Below are 3,408 nucleotides of genomic sequence, written 5' to 3'. Positions count from 1 at the left end.
GCGTTCAACGAAAGCAATTGCTGCAGCACAGTGCGGCCGAACCGAGTCTATGAGTGAAAAGCAGACTTTGCTGAGTACGATCGCGCTGCCGGCTTTTCACCCGATTGCCGAGCGCCGGCTGAGCCCGGAAGCAAGCTAATCGTCGGGTCATCCGGCGGAACTGACGTTTCCTGCAATGCCGTCCAATGCATCAAGCGTATCATTCGGCAGATCAAGTTCCGCCGTGGCGAGGTTCTCGCGCAGATGCGCAACCGAGGAGGTGCCGGGGATCAGTAGGATGTTCGGCGCCCGGCGAAGCAGCCAGGCGAGAGCGACCTGCAATGGCGTGGCGCCGAGGCGTTGAGCGGCGTCGGACAAGATAGACGACTGCAGCGGATTGAATCCGCCGAGCGGAAAGAACGGCACATAGGCGATGCCATCGCGGGCAAGATCGTCAATCAGGGCATCGTCTCCCCGATGCGCTAAATTGTACTGGTTCTGCACGCAAACGATTTTGGCAATCCGGCGTCCTTCTGCGACTTGCGTGGGGGTGACATTGCTCAACCCGATCTGTCGCACCAGGCCCAGCCGCTGGAGCTCGGCCAGGGCGGTGAGCGGCGCCTCGATTGATCCCTCGGCCGGGCCATGGGCGTCGAACATAATCCGAAGGTTGACGACATCCAACACGTCGAGACCGAGATTTCGCAAATTGTCATGCACGGCCTGGGTCAGTTCTCCCGGCGAGAGGGCCGAGAGCCAGGATCCATTCTCGCCGCGCCGGGCGCCGATCTTGGTGACGATGACGAGATCTTCGCCATAGGGTGCGAGTGCGTCGCGGATCAACTGGTTGGTCACGTGCGGGCCGTAAAAGTCGCTGGTGTCGATGTGATTGACCCCGCGCTCCACTGCTTCGCGCAATACGGCCAATGCCGCGTCACGGTCCTTGGGCGGACCGAACACCCCAGGCCCTGCAAGTTGCATGGCGCCGTAGCCCAGTCGCTTCACGGTGCGGTCGTCGAGGACGAAGGTTTTGGATTGGTTTTCGGTGCTGGTCACCATCTTTCCCTTATCTGATCAAGGCGTAGATAGGGGTTGGTCATCCGCGCGATAACCGGATACAATCTGCACAGGCTGTGCGGAGAGGCGAACAGTGAGTGTCGATCTAGGTGATCTGAGCGCTTTCGTGGCGGTGGCGCGCGCCAAGGGCTTTCGCGACGCAGCGCGTGCAAGCGGTGCAAGCGCGTCGGGCTTGAGCGAGGCGGTCCGCCGCCTTGAAGCGCAGCTCGGCGTCCGGCTGCTCAACCGTACGACACGCAGCGTCGTTTTGACCGACGCTGGTCATGGCCTTCTAGAGCGGCTCGGCCCGGCGTTGAACGAGGTGGAAACCGCCCTCGACGTGGTGAACGGCTTTCGCGATCGGCCCGCGGGCTCGTTGCGCCTGAACGTGCCGGTCAGCGCGGCGCGGCTGGTGCTGCCCGGCATCGTTCCGCCATTCCTGGCGGCCTATCCTGGCATCCGGCTGGAGGTGATCGCCGAGGAAAGTTTCGTCGACGTATTGGCGGCCGGATGCGATGCCGGTATCCGCTACGAGGAGCGGCTGGAGCAGGATATGATCGCGGTGCCGATCGGACCTCGTGTCCAGCGGTTCGCCACCGCTGCGTCTCCGGTTTACCTTGATCGCCATGGGCGGCCCGTTCATCCTCGCGATCTGCTCAGCCATGCCTGCCTACGCGGTCGCTTTCCGAGCGGTGCGATGATGACGCCGTGGGAGTTCGAGCGGGACGGCGAGGTCGTGCGGGTCGATCCGGAAGGTCCGTTGACCGTGGGGATTGGCGGAGCCGTCGATCTTGCCGTTGATGCGGCGATCGCCGGCGTCGGCATCGTGGGGCTGTTCGAGGACTGGCTGAAGCCTTATTTCAATCGCGGCGCCCTCGAACCCGTCCTTGAACCCTGGTGGCAGGCCTTCTCTGGGCCGTTTCTCTACTATCCTGGACGGCGCCTCGTGCCGGCGCCACTGCGTGCATTCATCGATTTCATCAAGTGCATCGGCTGACCAGCGCTGACCTTTGACGTCATATTGGGAGCCTGCCTCCTGACACTATTGCGGTGCGCCTTTACGCGCCGCTGTCGATCAACACTCCGACCGGGCAGTGCGGAGCTTTGAACCAATGGCCGACGTTTGTTCACTGTAGACGGCCCAAGGAGCGACGCCGCCGTCACAGGCTCTCGGAAAAGACGGACGATAGCCGTTCAACGTCGCCTCAAATCTAATTGAGTGGTGACAATCGACTTCCCAGACGCTGGATCTTGATCGATCGTTCGAATTCGAAGACCGTCCTCGCCAACCTTCTCGATCGTCATTTTCGCTTGGCGGTCCCCATAGATTGTATTGGCCCAGGTAACATCGAGTTTAATGGTATTCCCGTCTCGGCTGCCCACGAGTGTGGACGGCTTACCGGATATTCCGACATAAATGCCGGAATACGCTTCTCCAGACGCCTTGACGTTCGCGGTAAAGCTGCGCGTGACAACGGCAAACGCTCGGCATGAGCCGTTCATCGAAAAGCTGGACGATTTGGCATCGGATTGCATTTTGCACGAGACATCAACCTTGCTTCCGCCGAGCTTTGTCAGGACCGCTCCGCCGCCCGTCCACTGTCCTTCGATCGACTTCAAGAAGTCTTCTTCAGAAGCGGACGCGTTCGAAGTCAGACAGGTGGCGCAAGTTAGGGCGATGACGGGTAAAACTCGCATGACGCAGAATCCTGATGGTTGAAAATGACGAACATCCGACCGATCAACTTGTTCCACACGATCGTCATAAGCAGCTCTTAGTCACCATGGAGCAGGACCTTTTCCTCGGTAGTTCAAACGAGCGACTGCCTGGCAATCTGAAAGGCCGTTCGCGAGTGGCAGGAGCGCCGATCGGCTACACGGTGGAAGAATTGCGCGAGCTCATTCGGCTTCTTTCGTTTGATGGTTGGTGACTGTGAGGTCACGGTACTTTCCGATGGCAAGAATCTGCTTGCGGCTAGGAAGATGTTGCAAGGAGACACCGCGCGGATCGCCGATGCCCTGAAAAGCAACTTTCTTGGCAGGTTGAAACCTCCAGGCCCAGCCGGCCTACGGGCATACTCCTGGTCATACGATGTACGAAGTGGAAAGCAAAGGCGAAAAGCTGCTCCTTTGGGGCGATATCGTCCATGTCGCCGCAGTGCAATTTGTCGATCCGGCCGTCACGATCGGATATGACGTCGACAGTGCCGAGGCCGAGCAAGAGCATTGGCGAGTCTTCGGTGATGCTGCGAAGGATCGATACCTCATCGCAGGCGCACACCTCCCGTTTCCTGGCCTCGGTCACGTGCGCAACAACGGCGACAAGACCTACACGGTTGGGCCATTGAGTTAGCAGGATTAGGAGTCCCCATC

At 60.0% G+C, this 3,408-nt stretch carries 5 protein-coding genes; 3 read left to right on the top strand and 2 right to left on the bottom strand.

Going from position 1 to position 3,408, the window contains the following annotated elements:
- Positions 1 to 147: 147 nt before the first annotated feature.
- On the bottom strand, positions 148 to 1,035 hold the full coding sequence (locus C9413_RS29805; RefSeq protein ID WP_348648814.1) for an aldo/keto reductase family oxidoreductase: 888 nt from the start codon (positions 1,033 to 1,035) through the stop codon (positions 148 to 150).
- A 94-nt stretch (positions 1,036 to 1,129) separates the two neighbouring features.
- Here C9413_RS29805 and C9413_RS29800 point away from each other — a divergent pair, with 94 nt between their 5' ends.
- Positions 1,130 to 2,032, top strand: a complete 903-nt coding sequence (locus tag C9413_RS29800; protein WP_040115911.1) for a LysR family transcriptional regulator — start codon at positions 1,130 to 1,132, stop codon at positions 2,030 to 2,032.
- Between the two features lie 197 nt (positions 2,033 to 2,229).
- Here the strand turns inward: C9413_RS29800 and C9413_RS29795 are convergent, their stop codons facing one another.
- Positions 2,230 to 2,655 carry a hypothetical protein gene (locus tag C9413_RS29795; RefSeq protein ID WP_318299964.1) on the bottom strand — a complete coding sequence of 142 codons (426 nt, stop codon included), beginning with the start codon at positions 2,653 to 2,655 and terminating at the stop codon, positions 2,230 to 2,232.
- Between the two features lie 92 nt (positions 2,656 to 2,747).
- On the opposite strand from C9413_RS29795, the gene C9413_RS29790 reads away from it, so the two are divergent.
- Both C9413_RS29790 and C9413_RS29785 read left to right on the top strand, forming a co-directional pair.
- Positions 2,748 to 2,966 (top strand): hypothetical protein, encoded by a 219-nt coding sequence (locus C9413_RS29790; RefSeq protein WP_040115909.1) that lies wholly within the window; start codon positions 2,748 to 2,750, stop codon positions 2,964 to 2,966.
- A 170-nt stretch (positions 2,967 to 3,136) separates the two neighbouring features.
- Positions 3,137 to 3,388: a hypothetical protein gene (locus C9413_RS29785; RefSeq protein ID WP_210263657.1), complete on the top strand. Its 252-nt coding sequence runs from the start codon at positions 3,137 to 3,139 to the stop codon at positions 3,386 to 3,388.
- Positions 3,389 to 3,408: the final 20 nt, after the last annotated feature.

Origin of the sequence: Rhizobium sp. SEMIA 4085 (assembly GCF_013004495.1) — a bacterium.
In the GTDB taxonomy this organism is placed as follows: domain Bacteria; phylum Pseudomonadota; class Alphaproteobacteria; order Rhizobiales; family Rhizobiaceae; genus Rhizobium; species Rhizobium gallicum.
Note: the sequence above shows the minus strand (reverse complement) of the source record. Positions and strands in the feature narration are given on the sequence as shown.

Coding starts and splice junctions, on each gene's coding strand:
- C9413_RS29790 (WP_040115909.1), top strand. CDS start 2,748: ATGGTTGAAAATGACGAACATCCGACCGATCAACTTGTTCCACACGAT.